We start from the raw sequence: 17,642 nt of genomic DNA on the forward strand, positions 1-17,642 counted from the left end.
GGTCTACTGCGGTCTACTGCGGTCCACTTCCTACTTCGGGCTCTCCGTGGGCTTCATCGCGTAGATGTCCGAGGCGGGCGGTTCGGCCGCCTCGACCGGCTTGCCGAAGTCCGTCAGCGAGGTGGTCGACGTCACCTTCACCTGGTCCTTCGCCTCCTTGGACCCGGCCACCCCGGCGAAGGTGAACACCTCGACCACCTTGTGCAGCCGCCCCTGCTCGTCGAGCCAGGCGTCGTACGGGACGTCCCGGACGGTGAAGGTCTGTCCCGCCATCCGCAGGCCGTCGCCGCCGCGGCCGCCGGTGGCATCGGCCGCCTTGGCGAGGTCCAGGGTGCCCCGGTAGTGCTTGAGGGCCACGCCGTTGACCGTCTCGGTGCCGACCAGGTCCGCCTTCTGCGCCCCCCGCAGCGCGCCCGCGGCGGAGGCCGGATCGGTGGCGCCGCTGCTGACCAGGTTGCCGTCGGGCAGCTGGCGCACGTCCAGCTTGACCCACTTGCCCTCGGGCACCTTGGCGCCGCTGTTCTGCAGGTAGACGGTGCCGGGAAGGACCACCTCGACGATCTTCCCGGTGGTGGCCGCGCCGGGCGGCACCTGCACCTCCAGGCGGCCGATCCGCTTCACGTAGTCGTAGCCGCCGGTGCCGCTGAAGACGGCCTTCTTCTCGGCGGACTCGGTGACCAGCTCGGTGGCGGAGTGTGCGGAGCCCGTCCGACCGGTGATGTCGGGGGCGTTGCGGACGGCTGTGACCGGGTCGGCGGACAGCTGGTCGGGGACGGCCGCCTGCCGGTCGGCGGAGCTGCCGCCGGTGGCCGCGCCCGAGCAGCCGGCCAGTGCGGCCAGGGCGGCGGCGAGCAGGGCGGCCCCGGCCGCCGAGCGCAGGTGCGGCAGCGGGCGGCGCGATCGCCGCCCGTCGCGCTGCTGGTCGGTCATCTTCATCCTCGCGACAACCCCCTCGGGCCCGACTGCCCCGCCACCACCACCCCGGTGGGCAGAGCTCTTTCCGGGCAAACGAGTTGGGCTGGGAAGGGTTACGCGGAACCGGCGCGCGCAGGGCGTCGCGCGCCGGGTGCCGGGCGCGTTACGGTGAAGCACGTGCACAGTGAGCTGCCGGCTGCCCCCGGCACCGCCCCGATGCCCGAGCACCGCGTGGCGATCAGCGAGCGCGGTTCCTTCTGCTACGCGATCTGCAGCTGCGGCTGGTTCTCCCCGGCCCGGCGCTCCCGGGACCTGACGAGGCGCGAGGCGGCCGACCACCTTGCCGAGAGCGGGCCGGCGACGAGGTAGCGGCGGGTCGGCGACGAGGTAGCCCCCACAGCGGCGCCCGGGGCGCCTCCCGGGCCGGGTGGGCCTATGCCGCGAGGTCCGACTCCGGCGGCTGGTCGTCGGCGCGGACGGTGCCGCCCTCGTCGCCGCGACGGCGACGGCGCGGGCGCGGGCCGCCGGCGGGGGCCCGGATCAGCGGCGCGGCGACGGTGCGGCTCAGCGCGTGGCAGAGCGGTACCAGGACGGCCATCGCGATCGGCGCCAGCAGCAGCACGACCGCCGTGGCGAGCGCGAAGCCGCCGACCACGTCGGTGGGGTAGTGGACGCCCATGTACATCCGGCAGAAGCCCTGCAGCAGGGCGAGGCCGCCCGCGATCCAGCCGAGCCTGCGGTTCACCAGGAACAGCGCCACCGCGATGCCCATCGACATCGTCGAGTGGTCGCTGACGAAGGAGTGCGTGCCCTCCTTGCCCTCCACCAGCACGTCCAGGCCGGTGTGGTCGACGAAGGGGCGGGGGCGGTCCACTATGGCGGCGATCGGCAGGTTGGCCAGCTCGGCGATCGCGACCGAGAGCGGCGCCCAGAGCAGTCCGGCGACCGCCACCGGGGCGTCCGGGCGGCGTCTGGCCTGCAGCCAGCCGACCAGGCCCAGCAGGGCCAGGCCGATCAGGATGCCGTACTCGCCGATCCAGGAGACCAGGTGGTCCAGCCACTCCGGGGCGTGCTTGGCCAGGCCGTTGACCGCGTAGAGCAGTCCGAGGTCGGGGTTGGTCGTGTCGGCAAGCGGCGTCGACACGCCGTACCTCCTTCTGGTCCGTTGCACCTGGTCGTTCCGGCCGGGGCCCGCCCGGCTCGGAAAGCTGACGCGGGGCCATCGGACACAACGTCATAACCGGGGTACAGCGTTCCACGGAAACGCGCGGTTATCGAAACTTGACTGAGCGTCCACAGCGCGCTCACACCCGGCGCCCCGGGGAGGCTCAACTCTTTGCGGGCGTTTGACCTGGACCTGTCGGAGTGGCCCGGGCCAGGGCGGGAGCGGTCGGCGCCGGGGGCGCGGCCGCTGCGGCGGCCGGGGCCGAGGTGGCGGAGGGCGAGGCTGGGGCGTCCGGCGCGGTCGGGCCGCCCTTGCCGGTGATGGTGCCGTCCGCGTTGCGCACCGGCAGCGCCGCCGCGCCGTCCGAGGTGACCCGGGTGGCGCCGATGTACTCCCTGGTGTCGATCTTGTCGTAGCGGATCACGGCACCGGTGTGCGGCGCGTTGATCATGTAGCCGCCGCCGACGTAGATGCCGACGTGGTGAATGCTGCGCGGGTCGTTCAGATCCGTCGCGAAGAACACCAGGTCGCCCGGGCGCAGCTGGTCGCGCGAGGGGTGCGGGCCGGCGTACCACTGGTCGTTGGCGACCCGGGGGAGGGCGATGCCCACGCTGGCGTACGCGGCCTGGGTGAGCCCCGAGCAGTCGAACCGCCCGCCCTGCGAGGGCAGGCCCTCGCCGCCCCACAGGTACGGGGAGCCGAGCTTGGTCTGGGCGAAGTAGATCGCGGCCGCCGACTGCTGGGAGACCTCCACCGGCGCGGTCGGCGCGGCGAAGCTCATGGCCAGCGCCTTGATGTTCTTCACATAGCCCTGGGTCTCCTTGTACGGCGGCACCCCGTCGTACTTCTCCACCGCGTACGGGCCCGCGTTGTAGGCGGCCAGCACGTTGGCCTGGCGGTCGCCCGGCACCTTGGAGACGTCGCGGGCGAGTGCGCAGTCGTAGGTCGCCGCCGAGGCGATCGCGTCGACCGGGTCCCAGATGTCCTTCTTGCCGTCATTGTTGCCGTCCGTACCGTACGTTGCCCAGGTGCCCGGCATGAACTGCGCCATTCCCTGTGCTCCGACGGGTGATCGGGCGCCCGGTTCGAAACCGCTTTCCTGGTAGAGCTGGGCCGCGAGCATCGGCGGCGAGATGTCCGGGCAGAGCGCGCCCCATTGCCGGATCGGCGCCTGGTAGGCGGCCGGGACCGTGCCCGGGGAGAGCTCGGCGCGATTGGCGGACTGCTGCGGCGTACCACTCGCCGCATACGTCCCGACGGTCACCAGACCGAGGAACCCGATCGCGACAACTCCCGCAGCGGAGGCGGCCGTACCGGCCTTCCGGAGTACCATCAGCACCATCCCGACGAGTCGTCAGTCGAAGTGTCCCGGAAGGCGTTGCTCACCGCAATCATCAGAGATACAAAGAGTGAGCGCTATCCTTCGTACGGTGGACATCCTGGCCTACGTGTCCGATGCCTCACGACCAATCCGCGAGAAGCAGCCAAGTCGACATCAGATCTGGCCAAGAATAGGTACCGGCCCTTCGCGCGGGCGGGGTCGGGGCTCTTGAATTTGCCTGATCGGGCGGTGAGATGGAAATGAACCTGAGCAGCGTGGACAGCATCGCGATCGGCCACCTGGCCGAAGAACCTCCAAAGAAACCGAATATCGACACCATCATCGGTGGGATCGCCCCGGACTGGGGTCCCTTCGCCAGCCTCGGGTCGGAGGCCCGGGTGATGGTGGAGGTCGTCATGGCCGTGGCCATCCTGGGGTGCCTCGGCATCGCGGTCTGGGGCGCGGCCAAGCAGCGGATCGGCGCCACCGCGATGCGTGACAGCTTCGGCGCCGAACAGGGCAAGGGGCTGATCATCGCCGGGCTGACCGGCGTGTTCATCATTGGATCACTTGGCACTCTGTTCACCATTGTCTACGGCATGGCCATCTGACGATCGGACAGCAGGCGGGACGTCCGCCTGTGGTCCGGCCGCCGGGACCGGCCGGAGTCCCGCCAGGAGTCCACCCACCACCCCTCCCTCCGCGCCCGCCCACGGGCGGAGGGGCCCCTGGAGCCGCCAGCCGGCTCCCTGCACCAGGAGGGCCGCCGTGCCGTTGTCCGACGACCAGCCGCACACCCGTACGCGGTTGCCGGTCGGCGAACAGCCCTCGTCCCAGATGAGTACGCGTCAGGCTCGCCCGATGCGGACGCTGCTGACGGTCCTGGTGGTCGTCACCCTGCTGGTCGTGGCGATCTCCATCGCCAACCGGGGCAAGGCCGACCCGGGCGGCGCCCCCCGCTCCGCCGACGGCGCGGGCGCCACCGCGACCGCCACCTCCGGGGCCGGCCCCGCGCCCAGCGGCGACCAGCCGGTGAGCACCACCACCAGCGGCGTGGCCGGCGGCTTCCCGCACACCGACCAGGGGGCCCAGTCGGCGGCGGCCAACTACGCCGTCGCCATCGGCTCGGCAGAGATGTTCCGTACCGAAAGCCGCCACACCATCGTCGCCACGGTCGCCGACCCGGGCGCGGTGGCGGGCCTCCAGAGCAGGCTGGACCAGGGGTTCGGCGGCGACACGGCGGCCCGCTACGGCCTCGACGCCCAGGGGCGGGCGCCCAAGGGGCTCACCTTCGTCAGCCGCACCGTCCCGGTGGGGACCAAGTCGGTCGGCTACAGCGACGGTGACGCCAAGGTCGAGGTCTGGTGCACCGGCCTCACCGGCCTGGCGGGCGAGCGCTCCGTCCAGCCGGTGGTGGAGAACTGGTACACCATCACGCTGACCCTCCACTGGACGGGGAGCGACTGGAAGCTCACCGACTTCGCACGTAAAGCAGGCCCTGCGCCCATGCCGGGTGACCAGCAGGCCGCCACCGCCGAGGAGATCACCGGCGCAGTCGAGCACTTCGGAGGGTTCCGCTATGCGCGCTGATGCCGCTAGAAGCACAGGGTTGTCGCGAACCGGCAGTGTGGTCGGCGTGCTGGTGGCCGTGCAGACCGCCGGATTGTTGTTGGCCTCCCGGGCGTTCGCCGAACCCTCGCCGAGCTCCGGCGCATCACCCAGCGGCAGCAACTGTGATGTGCTGCCCCTCCCCGGAAGCGATGTGTACTGCGCCTCCAAGCCCGGAGGCGGAGGCGGCGCCTCGCTGCCCGGGAGCGGCACCGTCGGCAGTGTCACCGATCCGCTGGGCTCGCTGGCCAAGGGGTGTGCGCAGGCGGCGGCGTGGGTGGTGCGGAAGCTGTCGGGTGCCATCGACGGGACGACGCAGGTGGACTTCACCAACGCATCGTTCCTGCAGCAGTACGCCGTGGTGTTCGCCGGGTCGACGATCATCACGCTGGTGCTCTGGCTGCTGGCGGTGACGAAGCGGGCGGTGCGCGGGGCGCCGTTGACGACGGCGATCTCGGAGGCGATCGGCTTCCTGTGGCTGACCGTGGTGGCGTCCGCGTTCACCCCGCTGATCCTGTACACCGTGGTGAGCGCGACGGACGGGCTGACCAAGGCGATCGCGGTGGGGACGAAGTCGGACACCGGCACGTACCTGGGCGGGTTCGCGGACACCCTGGAGAAGGGCGACATGGGCGGCGGGCCGCTCATCCTGATCATCGTGTCGCTGGTGGCCGTGCTGGCCGCGGCGGTGCTCTGGATCGAGCTGCTGATCCGGGCCGCGATGCTCTACGTGGGCGCCCTGCTGGGCACCGCCGTGTACGCGGGACTGGTGGACAAGCAGCTGTGGAAGCACGTGCGCCGCTGGGCGGGGGTGATGGTGGCGGTGGACCTGGCGAAGCCGATCATCGTGATCATCCTCGGGCTGGCCGGCGCGGTGGCGACCGGTGCCGGGGCCACCGACGACTTCGCCCGGGTGCTCTCGGGCCTGGCGATCCTCTTCCTGTCGATCTTCGCGAGCGCGGCGGTCTACCGCTTCGTGCCGGGCTTCGGCGACGAGATCATGAACATGCGCCATGCCCGGGCCAGCGCGGTCTCGGCCGGCTCGGCGATGATCAACGGCACCGCGAACCTGATGAAGCAGGGCATCAGCACCCACGGCGACCGCGGCCCGCAGGGCGGCGGGGGCAGCCCGGGTGCGGGCGGCGGCTCGGTCGCGCCCGGCATCGCCGCGCACGCCGCGCGGACCCCCGCCCCACCGAAGCAGGCCGCGCCCCCGGCGTCGGTTCCGATCCGCGACAGCAATCCAGCGAAGGGAGGGTGACGGGTAAGTGAGCAGCGAACCACTCGGCCAGTACGGCGCCCAGTACGCCCAGCCGTACGTGCACCAGCGCCGCACCTACCTGATCGGCAAGGCCCGCCCGAACGCGCCGATCGGCCGCAACCGGGAGTCCGGCGAGATCGTCCTGATCATCTTCGGGGCGTTCCTCGGCATGGTCTGGGGCCTGATGATGCCGATCCTGCCGCTGCGCATCGCCGGCCTGGTCGGTCTGCCCGCGCTGGCCATCGCGGCGGTCTACGTGCCCTACCGGCGCCGGACGTTCTACAAGTGGGCGGAGATCAACCGCACCTACCGCCGGACGGTCCGCAGCGGCCGGGCGGTGTGGAAGTCGGACGTGATGGACGCCGGCACCCGGTTGGACGGCCGCGAGGTGGAGGTCGGTCCGCCGCCCGGGGTGGGGCGGCTGCGCTGGCTGGCGGCGCCGTTCGGGCCGGACGAGGTCGGGGTGCTGATGCACCTGGAGCGGCGCACGGTGACGGCCGCGATCGAGATCGAGGGCCCGGGCGTCGGCCTGCGGGACTCCGAGGACCAGGAGGCCCTGGTCGACCGGTTCGGCACGCTGCTGAAGCACGTCGCCAACGGGGACGGTTTCGTGACCCGGCTGCAGATCCTGGCCCGGACGCTGCCGGCCGACCCGGACGCGCACGCCAAGGACGTGGAGCGGCGCGGCGACCACGACGCGCCGCGCTGGCTGCAGGACTCGTACGACCAGCTGCAGTCGATGGTGTCGACGTCCTCGGAGCAGCACCGGGCGTACCTGGTCGCCTGTATGCACTACACCCGTGACCTGGCCGCCGAGGCGCACGCGATGGGCCGGACGGCGACCGGGCGGCGGGCCCGGGACGACGAGGGGCTGGCCGCGGTGATGGCCCGCGAGCTGACCGACATCTGCGCCCGCCTCGCCGAGGCGGACATCCGGGTGCGCCAGCCGCTCGGTCAGGCCCGGCTCTCCTCGCTGCTGCACTCGATGTACGACCCGGACCACCCGATCGACCACATCCAGGCGATGTCCCGGCGCAACGCCTGGCCGGCCGAGCTGGACGCGACCCACCCGCAGTACCTGGAGGCGAAGACCCGGGAGTCGGTGACCCGCGAGCCGTGGTGCCACGCCACCGCGTGGGTCAAGGAGTGGCCGCTGACCCCGGTGGGCGTCAACTTCCTGGCGCCGCTGCTGGTGCACACCCCGGACGTGATCCGGACGGTGGCCGTGACGATGGACCTGGAGCCGACCGACGTCGCGATCGAGCGGATGCTGACCGAGAAGACCAACGACGAGGCGGAGGCCAGCCGCGCCGCCAAGATGAACCGCACCGTCGACCCGCGCGACCTGGCCCACACCGGCCGGGTGGACCAGCGCGGTGACGACCTGGCGTCCGGCGCGGCCGGGGTCAACCTGGTCGGCTACATCACGGTCTCCTCGCGCAGCCCCGAGGCGCTGGCCCGGGACAAGCGGACCATCCGCGCCTCGGCCGGCAAGAGCTACCTCAAGCTGGAGTGGTGCGACCGCGAGCACCACCGGGCGTTCGTCAACACCCTGCCGTTCGCCACCGGCATCCGCCGCTGAGCCGTCCGGCCGCCGGTCCACCGCGCCGGCCCACCCGCTGATCCACCGCACCGCTGACACACCAGGAGGCCGCCCATGGCGCTCGGCAACCTCACCGACGCGTTCACCAGCCTGATGTTCGGCAAGGTGGAGACCACCCGCCTGCCGGTGCGCACCTCCACCGGCCAGGCGCAGGCGGTCTATCTGCCCACCGCCGCACCGGGGCTCGGCGACTCGGGTGTGATCATCGGCCGGGAGGTGTACAGCGGCAAGGGGTACGTCTACGACCCGTTCCAGCTGTACGGCCAGCAGCTGCCGGCCCCGCACTGGCTGGTGCTCGGGGAGTCCGGCAACGGCAAGTCGGCGCTGGAGAAGACGTACGTGCTGCGCCAGCTGAGGTTCCGCGACCGGCAGGTCGTGGTGCTGGACGCGCAGGGCGAGGACGGCGTCGGCGAGTGGAACCTGATCGCCAACGCGCTGGGCATAAAGTCGATCCGGCTCGACCCGATGGCGGCCCGGGACGGCGGGGTGAAGCTCAACCCGCTGGATCCGGCGATCACCCAGACCGGTCAGCTGTCGCTGCTGCGCACCATCATCGAGGTGGCGATGGGGCGCGGGCTGGAGGAGCGGGCCGGGTTCGCGCTGAAGGCCGCGCACGCCCACGTGGTGGCGACGGTGACCGACCGCCAGCCGGTGCTGGACGACATCATCGACACCCTGCGCAGCCCCGAGCTGTCCTCGCTGGAGTCGCTGGGCGTGGCGGTGGACGAGGTGCAGTCCTGGGGCCTGGACGTGGCGCTGGTGCTGGACCGGCTGGTCGACGGTGACCTGCGCGGCATGTTCGACGGGCCGACCACGGACGGCATCGACCTGGACGCGCCGCTGATCGTCTTCGACCTGTCGCACATCGACCGCAACTCGATCGCGATGCCGATCCTGATGGCGATCGTCGGCGTCTGGCTGGAGCACACCTGGATCAGGCCGGACCGGAAGAAGCGCATCTTCCTGGTCGAGGAGGCCTGGCACATCATCAACAGCCCGTTCGTGGCGCAGCTGTTCCAGCGGCTGCTGAAGTTCGGGCGCCGGCTCGGCCTCTCCTTCGTCGCGGTGGTCCACCACCTGTCCGACGTGGTGGACGGCGCGGCGGCCAAGGAGGCGTCGGCGATCCTGAAGATGGCCTCCACCCGGACGATCTACATGCAGAAGGCCGAGGAGGCGAGAGCCACCGGCCGGGTGCTGGGCCTGCCGCGCTGGGCGGTGGAGATCATCCCCACCCTGTCGCCGGGCATCGCGGTCTGGGACGTGAACGGCAACGTCCAGGTGGTGAAGCACATCATCACGGAGGCCGAGCGGCCGCTGGTGTACACCGACCGGGCGATGACGGAGGACGCGGTCGCCGAACGGGTGCGCGCCGAGCGGTACCTGGCGGCCGAGCCCGGGGTCTAGCGCGTGGGACCCCCGGGGCCGGGGCGATGGGTGCTCAGCCGGTCCTGGTCAGGACGTGGCGCCGGCACCCGTCCGGGGCGCCGACGAACTTGACGGGCTGGGGGCCGCTCGCGGTCCTCCTGGTCCCCCCGAGGTGCTCCGGACGGGTGGGCAGCCCGGTGGTTTCATCCGTGCAGATGTTTTGAACGCGTTCAACTTGCCGCATTGTCGAGAGATGGACGGATCGTCAGCTGCCGGAAACCCTCTTGTTACGTGCGGGACCCTGACAGCTACGCGCGTTGACCCTAGGCTGCACGGGTCACTCATGACAGCTGCCAGCGCCCGCCGGTCGACCACAGCCCGGGCGCTCTAGGGGTAGGGGACCCTCAGAATGTTCACCGTCAGATCCCGACGTGCGGGCCTGGCCGCGGTCGCCGCCGCCGGGCTGCTCGGCTCGGTGGCCGTGCCGACCGCGGCCCAGGCCGCGGATGCCAACCGCCACAAGACCGTCAACCTCCAGCTGCTGGCGATCAACGACTTCCACGGCAACCTGGAGCCCCCGGCCGGTTCGTCCGGCACCATCCGGGAGATCGACCCGGCGACCGGCCAGGTGGTCTCCACCCCGGCCGGCGGTATCGAGTACCTGGCCACCGCGCTGCGCCAGGCCCGGATCCCGGCCGACGACTCGATCACCGTCGCGGCCGGCGACATCGTCGGTGCCAGCCCGCTGACCTCGGCGCTCTTCCACGACGAGCCGACCATCGAGGCGATGGACAAGCTCGGCCTGGACGTCACCGCCGTCGGCAACCACGAGTTCGACGAGGGCGCCAAGGAGCTCACCCGCCTTCAGGAGGGCGGCTGCCACCCGGTGGACGGCTGCTACGAGGCGGGGCGCAAGTTCAAGGGCGCCAACTTCAACTACCTCGCCGCCAACGTCACCAACGAGAAGACCGGCAAGCCGATCCTGGCCCCGTACTGGGTGACCAGGTCGCAGGGCGTGAAGGTCGGCTTCATCGGTGTGACCCTGGAGGGCACCCCGAACATCGTGACCGCCGAGGGCGTCAAGGGCCTGAAGTTCGGCAACGAGGTCACCACGATCAACAAGTACGCGGCCGAGCTGAAGAAGCAGGGCGTGAACTCGATCGTCGCCCTGATCCACGAGGGCGGGCTGCCGGCCAGCAGCACCTACAACTACGACTGCGGCGCCGCCGGCCAGGGCATCTCCGGCCCGATCGTCGACATCGCCAAGAACCTGGACCCGGCGATCGGCGCCATCGTCACCGGCCACACCCACAACGCGTACGCCTGCAGCATCCCCGACCCGCAGGGCGTGCCGCGTTCGGTGACCAGCGCCGCCTCCTTCGGCCGGCTCTACACCGAGATCGACCTGAAGCTCGACAAGACCACCGGCAGCATCGTGCGCCCCTCGGTCAAGGCCGAGAACCACGTCGTGCGCCGCACGGTCGAGAAGGCCCCGGACATGACGGCGCTGATCGACCGCTACTCCAAGCTGGCCGCCCCGATCGCCAACCGTCCGCTCGGCTTCATCGCCTCGGACATCAACGGCCGCGGCAACAGCGACCTGGAGAAGCCGCTCGGTGACGTGATCGCCGACGCCCAGCTGGAGGGCCTGGCGCCCGCCGACAAGGGCGGCGCGCAGATCGCCTTCATGAACCCCGGCGGCATCCGCTCGGACCTGGTCTACAAGGCCACCGGTGCCGAGGGCGACGGCGTGGTGACCTACGGCGAGGCGTTCACCGTCCAGCCGTTCACCAACATGATGCAGGTCAAGACGCTGACCGGCGCCCAGCTGGTCCAGCTGCTCCAGCAGCAGGTGAGCGGCTCCAACGCGGCCTCGCCGAAGGTCCTGCAGTCCTCCAAGGGCCTGACCTACACCCTGGACATGCGCAAGGCCGGTGCGGACCGGGTGCTCGTGGACTCGATCCGGCTGAACGGCGCGCCGGTCGACCCGGCCGCCAAGTACCGCGTCGCGGCCAACGAGTTCCTGGCCGGTGGCGGCGACGGTTTCCCGGCCTTCGCGGCCGGCACCGACAAGCTGGTCGGCGCCTCCGACCTGGACGTCTTCGCCGCCTACCTGGGTGCCCACAGCACGGCCGCCGCGCCGCTGAAGGCCCCCGCGCAGGATCGCATCAAGGTCCTCGGCCCGGGCAGCGACCTCGACTGACCGAGAGCCGACAGTAGGGGAACGGGCGGGGCGCTGTCGGGGCGCCCCGCCCGTTCCGCTTCCCCGTCGGACACGGCCTACACCGGGGACGGTCCGCCCGGCAGCCGCACGGTGGCCTGGGTACCCGGTCCGCCGTCCCGGGCCGGGCCGAGCGCGACCTCGCCGCCGACCTCCCGGACGCTCTGCGCCACGATCGACAGGCCGAGCCCGGAGCCGGGGAGCTGGCGGGAGGACGGGGAGCGCCAGAACCGGTCGAAGACGTAGGGCAGTTCGTCCGAGGGGATGCCCGGACCGTGGTCGCGGACGGTCAGCACGCCCTGCCGGAGGTCGACGTCGATGGCCCCGCCGGGCGGGCTGTACTTGACGGCGTTGTCCAGCAGGTTGATCACGGCGCGTTCGAGGGCGGCGGCGTCGCCGTGGACGAACCAGGGCTCGACGGCCGTCTCGAAGACCAGCCCCGGACCGCGCAGCTTCGCCCGGGCCACCGCCCGGTCGGCGAGCTCGTGCAGGGCGACCACGGCGAGGACCCGCTCCGGCCTGGGGGTGTCGGGGCGGGAGAGCTGGAGCAGGTCGCCGATCAGCACGGTCAGCTCCTGCATCTGCGCCTTCATGTTGCCGAGCAGCTTGGTCTTGGTCGCCGGGGGCAGCGGGCGGCCGGTGTCGTCGCTGCGGATCAGCAGGTCGACGTTGGTGCGCAGCGAGGTGAGCGGGGTGCGCAGCTCGTGCCCGGCGTCGGCGATCAGCCGGGTCTGGCGGTCCCGGGAGTTGGCGAGCGCGGTGCTCATGGAGTTGAAGGACGCCGACAGCCGGGCGATCTCGTCGCTGCCGTGGACGGGGATGGTGCTGCCGACCTCCTCGGTGCGGGCGATGTGCTCGACCACGTCGGTGAGCTGGTCGACGGGCTTGAGCGCCGAGCGGGCGACCAGCCGGCCGGCGACGCCGGCGAGGATGACGCCCCCGAGGGCCACGCCGCCGAGGACCAGGGCGAGTTGGTTGAGGGAGTCCTCCGTGGCCTTGGTCGGCGAGGCGACCATGATGAGCACGGAGGAGTGGTTGGTGGCGCGGGCGAGGGAGATCTTGACCATGGCCGGCTCGCCGTTGGTGAAGTGGCCGTCGCGGACGATCGACTGATTCGGTCTGAGTGCGAGCGCCTGGGCGTCGTCCGGCTGGATGCTGATGGCCTTGGTGGCGGAGGCGGGGAGGGTGACACAGGCCGGGTCGGTCCAGACGAACTGGGTGTCCCGGGCTGCGGGACCGCCGCCCGGGGGTTCGGGCAGTGTGCCGGCGGCCTGGTTCTCCTGGACCTTCTTCAGGGCGGCCTCCGGCGTCGTGGCGCACGGGAGCTGGACGGGCAGAGGTGCCACGCGGGGAGGCGGCACGTTCTCCAGGTCGTGCCGCACCTGTCCGTACAGCTGCTTCTCGACGAGGAACCAGCACGCCAGCGCCGACAGCGCGATCGCCACCGCGACCGCCGCGGCCGTCAGGAACGTCAGCCGGCTGCGCAGGGACTGCGCCCGGTACCAGTGGGCGAGCCGCGGGCCCTGGGGGCCGCGCGGCGGGACCAGCGGGGGCGGCGGGGCGGCGGTGTCGCTCACGCGGGGGTGCCGGCGGCCGGGCGCAGCGCGTAGCCGACGCCGCGGACGGTCTGGATGATCCGCGGCATGCCGCCCTGCTCGGTCTTGCGGCGCAGGTACATCACGTACACGTCCAGGGAGTTGGAGGAGGGCTCGAAGTCGAAGCCCCAGACCGCCTTGAGGATCTGTTCGCGGGTGAGGACCTGGCGGGGGTGCGAGAGGAACATCTCCAGCAGCATGAACTCGGTGCGGGTCAGTTCGACCGGCTTGCCGGCCCGGGTGACCTCGCGGGTGGCGGTGTTCATCCGCAGGTCGGCGAAGGACAGCACCTCGCTGTCGTCCTCGACGGCGGCGGCCCGGGCGGCGGCCTCGGTGGCGAGGGCGTTGCGGCGGAGCAGGGCGCGCACCCGGGCCAGCAGTTCGTCCAGCTCGAAGGGCTTGGCGAGGTAGTCGTCCGCGCCGACGTCCAGGCCGGTGACCCGGTCGCCGACCGCGTCGCGGGCGGTGAGCATCAGGACCGGGACGGTGTCGCCGCGCGAGCGCATCCGGCGGACGGCGGTGAGGCCGTCCATCCGGGGCATCATGATGTCGAGCAGGACGAGGTCGGGCTTGTCGCGTTCGACGGACTCCAGGGCCTCGTAGCCGTCGGTGGCGGTGGCGACCTCGTAGCCCTCGAAGGCGAGGCTGCTCTCCAGGGCGTCCCGGAGGGCGGGTTCGTCGTCGACCACGAGGAGCCGGGCGGTGGCCTGCCCGGGCTCGGCGGAGGTGCGGTCGTCGGCGGACGGGATCATGGGCGGTTGCCCTTTCTCATTCGTCGGAGGGCCTGCGTCGGGGGCCAGCGTCGGGGGCCTGCGGAGGAGCGCCTGTGGGAGGAGCACCTGCTCGGAGTAATTGTCCGTCTAGATGTTCTGGCCGGCCTGCAGCTTGGGCAGCACCTGCTTGATGTCGTTGATCGGGATGGCGAAGCCGAGGCCGACGCTGCCGGCGGTGCTGCTGTCGGCCGTGGAGCTGGAGCCGGTCGCCGAGTACATCGCCGAGTTGATGCCGATCACCTGGCCGCTCGCGTTGATCAGCGGGCCGCCGGAGTTGCCGGGGTTGAGCGCGGCGTCGGTCTGGAAGGCCTTGTAGGTGGTGGTGTCGCCGTTGTTCTGCGGGGTGCTGCCGCGCAGGCCGGGCAAATTGGGGAAGCCGAAGCCGCCGTTGCCGCTGGTGCTGCCCTCGTCGACCTGGACGGTGACCTCGCGGTTCTCGGCGCTGATGATGCCCGAGGTGACGGTGCCGGTGAGGCCTTCGGGGTTGCCGATGGCGACGACCGGGTCGCCGACCGAGACGGCGGCGGAGTCGCCGAGGGTGGCCGGGGTGAGGTTGCCGCCGCCGCTCGCGGTGATCACGGCGGCGTCCAGGGCCTTGTCGGTGCCGGTGACGGTGGCCTTGGCGGTGGAGCCGTCCTGGAAGGTGACGGAGAGCTGGCCGCCGTCGACCGCGCCGGAGACCACGTGGTAGTTGGTGAGGATCTGGCCGCTCTTGGTGAGCACCACGCCGGTGCCGGTGGCGGTGCCGTTCGCGCTCTTCACGGTGATCTGGACGACGCTCGGCGAGACCGCGGAGGCGATGGCGGCCACGTCGGCGCTGCCGTCGGAGCGGGCCGAGATCGGGCTGGCGACGGTGGCGGTCCGGCTGCCGGAGCCGTGCTGCTCGGCGGCGACGACCCCGCCGGTCACCCCGCCGAGGACGGCGGCGACCGCCGCGACGGCGGTGACCAGGACGAGCCGGCCGCGCAGCAGCCCGCGTCGGCCGCGGCCGCGGTGGCCGCCGTGCAGGGCCGGTCCGCCGGCCTCGGGCAGTACCGGCGGGGCGGGAGGCATCGGCGGTGCGGGGGGCGCCGGGGGAGCCGCGGCCGGCGGAGCGGGCGGGCCGTCGAAGCCGCCGGAGTGCTCCTCGCGGTAGGCGGGGCCGCTCTCGACGACGGTGCCCTCGATCACCCGGTCCCGGTGCGGGTGGGCGCCCGGGGGCGGGTAGCCGCCGGGGAGGCCGTCCTGGTGGTGCCGGTCGTACTGGTCTCCGCGCTGCTGATCGCTCATGCCGACCAACGTCCGCCCGGCGGATGAGGATTCGATGAGAGCGGGCTCAGAAGGGGGAGAGAAGCCCGTTGACTTCTCATAAAGCCTGGTCAGGCGGCCTGCCGGCGGCCCGGGGCCGGAGTGGGCTATTCCGCTTCGGTGCCGGCCTCGGGCTGCGGGCCGGAGCAGCCGCAGGAGCGGCGGATGACCAGGCGGGACGGGAACTTCCGGACCCGCTCGGTGTCCGAGCCCGGCACCATCAGCGAGTCGTCCAGGACCAGGTCTACGGCGGCCCGGGCCATCGCGTCGCGGTCGGAGGCGACGGTGGTCAGCGGCGGGTCGGCGAGCGCGGCCTCGGGCACGTCGTCGAAGCCGGCCACCGCGAGGTCGTCCGGCACCCGCAGGCCGAGCTCGCGGGCGGCCCGCAGCACGCCGATCGCCTGGTCGTCGGTGGAGCAGAAGATCGCCGGCGGGCGGTCCGCCGAGCCGAGCACGCCGAGGGCGACCTCGTAGGCGCCGTAGCGGTGGAACGGGGCGTCGATCAGGTGCGGCTCTGCGGGCAGGCCGTGGGCGTCCATGGCGCGCTGCCAGCCCTCGACGTGGTCGATCACCGGGTCGCCGGGGGCGGGGGACTCGACCGGGCCGCCGAAGCAGGCCACGTACGGGTGCCCGTGCACCTCCAGAAGGTGGCGCACCACCGCCTCGGCGCCGCCCACGTCGTCGGTGACCACCGCGACGTCGTCGATCGCCTCGGGCCGGCGGTGCAGCAGCACCACCTTGGCGCCCTCCATCGCGGCGAACTCCTCGGCGGCACGCTGCGAGGGGCCCTGGCTGACCAGGATCAGGCCGGAGACCCGCATGCCGAGGAAGGCGCGGACGTAGTGCACCTCGCGGTCGTCCACGTAGTCGGAGTTGCCGATCAGCACGAGCTTGCCGCGCTCGGAGGCGGCCCGTTCCACGGCGTGCGCCATCTCGGCGAAGAACGGCTGGCGGGCGTCGGGGACGACCATGCCGATCAGGTTGGTGCGGCGGGAGGCCATCGCCTGGGCGACGCTGTTCGGCCGGTAGCCGAGCTGCTCGATCGCCGCGAGGACCTTCTCCTTGGTCGCGGGCGCGACCGGGCGGGGTCCGTTGTTGATGACGTAGCTGACGACCGCGGTCGAGGTACCAGCCAGCCGGGCTACATCGTCGCGCGTCACTTTGGCCACGGGGGGAGTCTACGCGTGTGGCGTGCGGCCGGGCAGATGGGACGTGGCTACCGCGCGGTAGGGCGCGGAGGGCGGTCAGGCGAATGCGGACAAGCCGGGCGGGGGTCGCCCGCCCGGCCTCCGGTCACCTCTCGCGGGCGGTCGGTGCGGCGGAGCGCTGGCCGAGGTCGGCCCGCTCGGCCTTGTCCGACTTGTCCGGGACGACGAAGCGGTAGCCGACGTTGCGCACGGTGCCGATCAGCTGCTCGTGCTCGACGCCGAGCTTCGCCCGCAGCCGCCGGACGTGCACGTCCACCGTCCGGGTGCCGCCGAAGTAGTCGTAGCCCCAGACCTCCTGGAGCAGCTGCGCCCGGGTGAAGACCCGGCCGGGGTGCTGCGCGAGGTACTTGAGCAGCTCGAACTCCTTGAAGGTGAGGTCGAGCACCCGGCCCTTGATCTTGGCGGAGTAGGTGGCCTCGTCGACCGAGAGGTCGCCGTTGCGGATCTCCATCGGGCTGTCGTCGGTGACCACCTGGAGCCGGCCCAGGGCCAGCCGCAGCCGGGCCTCGACCTCGGCCGGGCCGGCCGTGTCCAGCAGGACGTCGTCGACGCCCCAGTCGGCGGTGACGGCGGCCAGGCCGCCCTCGGTGACCACCAGGATCAGCGGGCTGCCGATGCCGGTGGAGCGCAGCAGCTGGCAGAGGCTGCGGATCTGCGGCAGGTCCCGCCGGCCGTCGACCAGGATGACGTCCGCGCTGGGGGTGTCGACCAGGGCCGATCCCTCGGCCGGTGCCACCCGCACGGAGTGCAGCAGCAGGCCGAGGGCCGGCAGCACCTCAGCGGAGGGCTGCAGTGCGTTGGTGAGGAGGAGCAGAGAACTCATACCCGGTAGTCCCCTTTCCGGGTCGTCGCGGTCGCTGTACGGCTGCCGCCACAGCCGGCTGGCGCACGTTCGAGGAGGTGCCGCTCGCGGCGCGCCCCGGGAGGGGCGGCGGCGGGCGGCGAGGGTGGGGGAAAGACGGCGGGCGCCAGGCCCGGACCGGGGGATTCGCCGGCGTGCACGACGGAACCGGGAGCGTGCCGGAGGTCCCGCAACCCCTGATGCACCGTTTCTGCCCTGCTCATCCCGTGAACCCTCCGGTCTGTCCCGTGCCGGGCGGCGGCCCGGCGCCGGGTTCCGACACCCCGCCTGGTCCGGGCACTTCGTTGTGCCGAGAGATGGCGGGGCGGTCCCTGCTCCGCGCCGGGGGTGGGCCGACGAATCGCAAGGACGTCCGTACTGGCGTCCTGAAAGCACAAAAGGACCCGGGGGCGACTCTGCCCGGATCCCTTAGGCGTCGAGGATAGCCGACCAGGTCCCGCACCGGGAGGGCTCGAATG

General features: G+C 72.1%; 15 protein-coding genes. 7 read left to right on the top strand and 8 right to left on the bottom strand.

Annotation, left to right across the window (positions count from 1 at the left end; translation table 11 throughout):
• Nucleotides 1–30 precede the first annotated feature (30 nt).
• Complete coding sequence (locus ACIGZJ_RS34035) at nucleotides 31–930, bottom strand: hypothetical protein (RefSeq protein WP_396460908.1); 900 nt, start codon at nucleotides 928–930, stop codon at nucleotides 31–33.
• A 162-nt stretch (nucleotides 931–1,092) separates the two neighbouring features.
• Between ACIGZJ_RS34035 and ACIGZJ_RS34040 the strand changes: the two genes are divergently transcribed.
• Entirely contained in the window at nucleotides 1,093–1,284 is a 192-nt protein-coding gene (locus tag ACIGZJ_RS34040) for a hypothetical protein (RefSeq protein WP_392941371.1), read from the top strand.
• Nucleotides 1,285–1,348: 64 nt separating this feature from the next.
• Here ACIGZJ_RS34040 and ACIGZJ_RS34045 read toward each other — a convergent pair whose 3' ends face one another.
• Both ACIGZJ_RS34045 and ACIGZJ_RS34050 read right to left on the bottom strand, forming a co-directional pair.
• Complete coding sequence (locus ACIGZJ_RS34045; RefSeq protein WP_396460909.1) at nucleotides 1,349–2,059, bottom strand: phosphatase PAP2 family protein; 711 nt, start codon at nucleotides 2,057–2,059, stop codon at nucleotides 1,349–1,351.
• A 184-nt stretch (nucleotides 2,060–2,243) separates the two neighbouring features.
• The gene (locus ACIGZJ_RS34050; protein WP_396460910.1) at nucleotides 2,244–3,413 is read right to left on the bottom strand and encodes an NlpC/P60 family protein; all 1,170 of its coding nucleotides are present in this window, start codon (nucleotides 3,411–3,413) and stop codon (nucleotides 2,244–2,246) included.
• A gap of 248 nt (nucleotides 3,414–3,661) precedes the next feature.
• On the opposite strand from ACIGZJ_RS34050, the gene ACIGZJ_RS34055 reads away from it, so the two are divergent.
• From ACIGZJ_RS34055 to ACIGZJ_RS34080, 6 genes are all read left to right on the top strand, one after another.
• On the top strand, nucleotides 3,662–4,012 hold the full coding sequence (locus ACIGZJ_RS34055) for a hypothetical protein (protein ID WP_396460911.1): 351 nt from the start codon (nucleotides 3,662–3,664) through the stop codon (nucleotides 4,010–4,012).
• A gap of 250 nt (nucleotides 4,013–4,262) precedes the next feature.
• Nucleotides 4,263–4,991 carry a hypothetical protein gene (locus ACIGZJ_RS34060; protein ID WP_396460912.1) on the top strand — a complete coding sequence of 243 codons (729 nt, stop codon included), beginning with the start codon at nucleotides 4,263–4,265 and terminating at the stop codon, nucleotides 4,989–4,991.
• Complete coding sequence (locus ACIGZJ_RS34065) at nucleotides 4,981–6,270, top strand: hypothetical protein (RefSeq protein ID WP_396460913.1); 1,290 nt, start codon at nucleotides 4,981–4,983, stop codon at nucleotides 6,268–6,270. Before ACIGZJ_RS34060 ends, ACIGZJ_RS34065 begins: the two co-directional genes overlap by 11 nt.
• 7 nt (nucleotides 6,271–6,277) lie before the next feature.
• Entirely contained in the window at nucleotides 6,278–7,852 is a 1,575-nt protein-coding gene (locus tag ACIGZJ_RS34070) for an SCO6880 family protein (RefSeq protein ID WP_396460914.1), read from the top strand.
• A 75-nt stretch (nucleotides 7,853–7,927) separates the two neighbouring features.
• Nucleotides 7,928–9,277, top strand: a complete 1,350-nt coding sequence (locus ACIGZJ_RS34075; protein WP_387942467.1) for an ATP-binding protein — start codon at nucleotides 7,928–7,930, stop codon at nucleotides 9,275–9,277.
• Nucleotides 9,278–9,647: 370 nt separating this feature from the next.
• Nucleotides 9,648–11,441, top strand: coding sequence for a bifunctional metallophosphatase/5'-nucleotidase (locus ACIGZJ_RS34080; protein ID WP_396460915.1), 1,794 nt, complete (start codon nucleotides 9,648–9,650; stop codon nucleotides 11,439–11,441).
• A gap of 77 nt (nucleotides 11,442–11,518) precedes the next feature.
• Here ACIGZJ_RS34080 and ACIGZJ_RS34085 read toward each other — a convergent pair whose 3' ends face one another.
• From ACIGZJ_RS34085 to ACIGZJ_RS34105, 5 genes are all read right to left on the bottom strand, one after another.
• Complete coding sequence (locus ACIGZJ_RS34085; protein WP_396460916.1) at nucleotides 11,519–13,036, bottom strand: sensor histidine kinase; 1,518 nt, start codon at nucleotides 13,034–13,036, stop codon at nucleotides 11,519–11,521.
• A complete protein-coding gene (locus ACIGZJ_RS34090; RefSeq protein ID WP_396460917.1) occupies nucleotides 13,033–13,806 on the bottom strand; it encodes a response regulator transcription factor in 774 nt (257 codons plus the stop codon). Before ACIGZJ_RS34090 ends, ACIGZJ_RS34085 begins: the two co-directional genes overlap by 4 nt.
• Nucleotides 13,807–13,914: 108 nt before the next feature.
• A complete protein-coding gene (locus ACIGZJ_RS34095) occupies nucleotides 13,915–15,096 on the bottom strand; it encodes a S1C family serine protease (protein ID WP_396460918.1) in 1,182 nt (393 codons plus the stop codon).
• Between the two features lie 125 nt (nucleotides 15,097–15,221).
• Nucleotides 15,222–16,283 (bottom strand): LacI family DNA-binding transcriptional regulator, encoded by a 1,062-nt coding sequence (locus ACIGZJ_RS34100; protein WP_392941354.1) that lies wholly within the window; start codon nucleotides 16,281–16,283, stop codon nucleotides 15,222–15,224.
• A 124-nt stretch (nucleotides 16,284–16,407) separates the two neighbouring features.
• Nucleotides 16,408–17,145 (bottom strand): response regulator transcription factor, encoded by a 738-nt coding sequence (locus ACIGZJ_RS34105; protein WP_396460919.1) that lies wholly within the window; start codon nucleotides 17,143–17,145, stop codon nucleotides 16,408–16,410.
• Nucleotides 17,146–17,642: the final 497 nt, after the last annotated feature.

It is taken from the genome of Kitasatospora sp. NPDC052868 (assembly GCF_044547105.1).
Taxonomy (GTDB): domain Bacteria; phylum Actinomycetota; class Actinomycetes; order Streptomycetales; family Streptomycetaceae; genus Kitasatospora.

What these genes read in the sequence shown, in the direction of transcription:
- ACIGZJ_RS34035 (WP_396460908.1), bottom strand. Translation starts at nt 930, where the DNA reads ATGACCGACCAGCAGCGCGACGGGCGGCGATCGCGCCGCCCGCTGCCG.
- ACIGZJ_RS34050 (WP_396460910.1), bottom strand. Translation starts at nt 3,413, where the DNA reads ATGGTACTCCGGAAGGCCGGTACGGCCGCCTCCGCTGCGGGAGTTGTC.
- ACIGZJ_RS34055 (WP_396460911.1), top strand. Translation starts at nt 3,662, where the DNA reads ATGAACCTGAGCAGCGTGGACAGCATCGCGATCGGCCACCTGGCCGAA.
- ACIGZJ_RS34060 (WP_396460912.1), top strand. Translation starts at nt 4,263, where the DNA reads ATGCGGACGCTGCTGACGGTCCTGGTGGTCGTCACCCTGCTGGTCGTG.
- ACIGZJ_RS34065 (WP_396460913.1), top strand. Translation starts at nt 4,981, where the DNA reads ATGCGCGCTGATGCCGCTAGAAGCACAGGGTTGTCGCGAACCGGCAGT.
- ACIGZJ_RS34075 (WP_387942467.1), top strand. Translation starts at nt 7,928, where the DNA reads ATGGCGCTCGGCAACCTCACCGACGCGTTCACCAGCCTGATGTTCGGC.
- ACIGZJ_RS34080 (WP_396460915.1), top strand. Translation starts at nt 9,648, where the DNA reads ATGTTCACCGTCAGATCCCGACGTGCGGGCCTGGCCGCGGTCGCCGCC.
- ACIGZJ_RS34090 (WP_396460917.1), bottom strand. Translation starts at nt 13,806, where the DNA reads ATGATCCCGTCCGCCGACGACCGCACCTCCGCCGAGCCCGGGCAGGCC.
- ACIGZJ_RS34095 (WP_396460918.1), bottom strand. Translation starts at nt 15,096, where the DNA reads ATGAGCGATCAGCAGCGCGGAGACCAGTACGACCGGCACCACCAGGAC.
- ACIGZJ_RS34105 (WP_396460919.1), bottom strand. Translation starts at nt 17,145, where the DNA reads ATGAGTTCTCTGCTCCTCCTCACCAACGCACTGCAGCCCTCCGCTGAG.